At 66.1% G+C, this 2,907-nt stretch carries 4 protein-coding genes; 2 read left to right on the forward strand and 2 right to left on the reverse strand.

The window, feature by feature from the left end:
* Positions 1-161: 161 nt before the first annotated feature.
* Positions 162-929 carry an AAA family ATPase gene (locus tag FJZ36_18795; GenBank protein MBM3216947.1) on the reverse strand — a complete coding sequence of 256 codons (768 nt, stop codon included), beginning with the start codon at positions 927-929 and terminating at the stop codon, positions 162-164.
* Positions 929-1,516 (reverse strand): hypothetical protein, encoded by a 588-nt coding sequence (locus FJZ36_18800; GenBank protein ID MBM3216948.1) that lies wholly within the window; start codon positions 1,514-1,516, stop codon positions 929-931. The genes FJZ36_18795 and FJZ36_18800 overlap by 1 nt, the downstream gene beginning before the upstream one ends.
* Before the next feature lie 164 nt (positions 1,517-1,680).
* Here FJZ36_18800 and FJZ36_18805 point away from each other — a divergent pair, with 164 nt between their 5' ends.
* The gene (locus FJZ36_18805) at positions 1,681-1,920 is read left to right on the forward strand and encodes a hypothetical protein (protein MBM3216949.1); all 240 of its coding nucleotides are present in this window, start codon (positions 1,681-1,683) and stop codon (positions 1,918-1,920) included.
* 227 nt (positions 1,921-2,147) lie between these two features.
* Positions 2,148-2,834, forward strand: a complete 687-nt coding sequence (locus FJZ36_18810; GenBank protein ID MBM3216950.1) for a helix-turn-helix domain containing protein — start codon at positions 2,148-2,150, stop codon at positions 2,832-2,834.
* Positions 2,835-2,907 lie beyond the last annotated feature (73 nt).

Here is a 2,907-nt window from a genome sequence, read left to right on the forward strand (position 1 = left end):
TTGTGTGATGTCGCGAAAGTCTGGCGGAAATCGTCCAGAAAGTCTGGCGGGTCGAAGCGTAGGTTAGCGGGGATTCGAAGAGGCGGCTCGTCGAAGTAGACGCGAGCGCGGCGGCGACGGAGCGGTCGGGGGCGGCCACGCTTGTTGGATTTCAGGACGCGTTACGGTTCGTCGGTCTCGAGGGTTTTCGGATCGACGGCGCGCGTCCTGAAAGAGGTGCCCGCAAGGCGGATGTGCTGGCCTCGCTCGAGGACGCGGTCGAGGAGCGCCTCGGCGAGCTCGGCGTCGTGCAGCACCTCGCCCCAGCGCTTCAGCGGCTTGTTGGTCGTGAACACGATCGGGCGTCGCTTCAGGCACCGCTGGTCGACGACTCCGTAGAGGACGTTCGCGGCGTCGGAGGCGCATTGCAGGTACCCGACCTCGTCGATGACGAGGACGTGAGGCTGCACGTAGGAGGCGGTCGCCTCGCGAAGAGAACCGTCGCGGGCGGCGCCGTGAAGCTCGTCGATGAGGTCGGACGCGGTGACGAAGCGGGCCTCGAAGCCGTTCTGGATCGCTTTGTAGGCGAGCGCGATCGCGAGGTGCGTCTTGCCGCGCCCGGGCCTGCCTGAGAGGATGAGGTTGCGACCCTCGGTGACGAACTCCGGGCCGAGATAGGGTCCGATCTGTTGGCGACCGAGCGTGGACTGAAAGACGAAGTCGAACTCCTCGATCGTCTTCACGTAGGGAAAATGCGCTCGTCGCACGCACTTCTGCACGCGCGTCTCAGAGCGGTGGGCGACCTCTTCGGCGAGGAGGAGCGTGAGCCACTCGCGATGCGTCCACCCCTCCTTCGCCGCGCGCAGCTCGTACTCCGGCAGGATGCGCGCGACCGTCGCGAGGTGGAGTCGCTTGAGCAGCGCGGCGATGTCGATGTGCGAGAGGTCCATCAAGCGGCGACCTCCGCGAGGGCGGCTCGCACCGCGTCGACCTGGAACGTCTTCGCGTCGACGCAGCGAGCGAAGGCCGCGCGCAAGGCATCCTCGCCGTGGCGCTCGAGCAGGCCGAAGAGCTCGGAGCACGGCTCCTCCCAACGACCATTCGGGCAACGATGCACGAGCACGCTGAGGAACGCCCACGCGTGGGTCCCGAGCTCGAGGAGGCACTGGCGCCGGAACGTCGCGATCTTGCGCTTGCCGTGGACGGCCGCGAGCATCTCTTGGCGTTGATGAGGCAATCGCCGAACCTCGCCGCTATGGTCCTCGCGCGCGTGCACGCTGCACTCGCTCGCCACGACGACCTCGACGGTCTTCGCGCGCACGAGCACAGTCGCCGGCGCGCCGAGATGGCGGGCGGTCGCGAAGTAAGACGTGCCCGCGAACTGCACCGTACCCATCGGCGTGACCGTGAGCGTCTCATGCAGCGGCCAGTCGTCCGCGGCGTGTGGCACCCGGCGCTCGTCGAGCCAGCGCTTCTCGTCATTGAGCGCTTCCGACGGGATGCGCCGTGTCGCATCCGATGGACGCACGTCGTTCACCTCGCTCAACCACTCTGCGAGCTGCCCCAGGACATCCTCGCGGTTTACGAAGGTCCGAGCGAAGAGGAAGCTCGCCTTGACGAAGCCGACGAGGCGCTCGACCGAGCCCTTGGAGACCACCGTCAAGTGCACCCGATGCGTCTGGTGAACACCAACGTTTTCGGGTGACCCATCCGTTCCACCCACTATTCGGGTGCGAGTACGAGCTCGTCGACTACCGCCACTTCTGGTCGGAGGACCGCGTGGTCTACGTCGATGATAGGGGCGAGGCGCGCAGCCTTCCTGCTCGCTGGACAAGCGCGGCAGCGGAGGATCCAGCCGTGGTGGTATCGGCTGGTCGTTCCTGTTTCCGCGTCGTCGATCTCCTGGCGTTAGTGAAGCTGGTACGCGAGGCGAGCCGGTGACGCGCGGCGCGAGCGACCGGTGGATTTGGCTGGGGATCTGTAAAGGAGATTTTGCCAGAACTGTAAGGGCGATTTTGCCGGGTGACGGATTTGGCATTCGCCTTGCTCGTTCAGAATGGCTCGGAGCGCACCGCGAGATGTGTCCTAGCTCGCGCTCATTGCGCAAGGTTTGTCTTGACGACGGGGTCATGGTGGGCGTAATTGACTTTACGAACCATGGAGCCTGGATGACCCGACCGAAGCCCGACCCCAAAGCTGATGCCCTGCGTGAACAGGGGTGCATGCATCCGAGCCCCGAGAAGGTCGTTGACGAGCTGTTCGCCTCCGGCGAGTTCTTCGACGCGCGCGACGTCGTGCAGGTCAAGTACGAGATGCTGCGTCGTGTCCGCGTCGACGGTCTCTCGGTAAGCAACAGCGCCGCGCGCTTCGGCTTGTCGCGCCCCTCGTACTACCAGGCGCAGGGAGCCTTCGACCAAGGTGGCTTGCCGGCGCTCTTGCCGAAGAAGCCAGGGCCCCGTGGGGCCCACAAGTTGTCTGCCGGAGTTATGACGGCGATCGACGAAGCGCTCGCAGACAACCCAGGACGGAGCGCCGACGAACTTGTGCTGCTCGTCGCGAAACGCTTCGGCCTCTCGGTGCACCGCCGCAGCATCGAGCGGGCGCTTCTGCGCCAGGAAAAAAACGCCGATGACCGAGACGCGCGACACGACGGTGATGGCCTCGGCGGAGCACACAGAACGCTACGAGGCGCTGCGCGGTCGTGCACTCGAGCTCCGTCGCGCTCCGACGGCGCGCGAGGGCTTGGTCGTGCTGCTGCGCCACGGCATGGCCTCGTGGATGGAGGCGTGGTCGACGCTGCCGCCCCCCTCCACGCCGAAGGTGCCCGCGTGTCGCGAGAGACCGCCACTGGCTGATGACGCGAGCGCCGAGGTGGTCCGCGTCTTGGTGTCGATGGCCCTCAGCCACCTCGAGGAGATGCACGCATGA

Source organism: Candidatus Poribacteria bacterium, from assembly GCA_016866785.1.
GTDB lineage: Bacteria > Poribacteria > WGA-4E.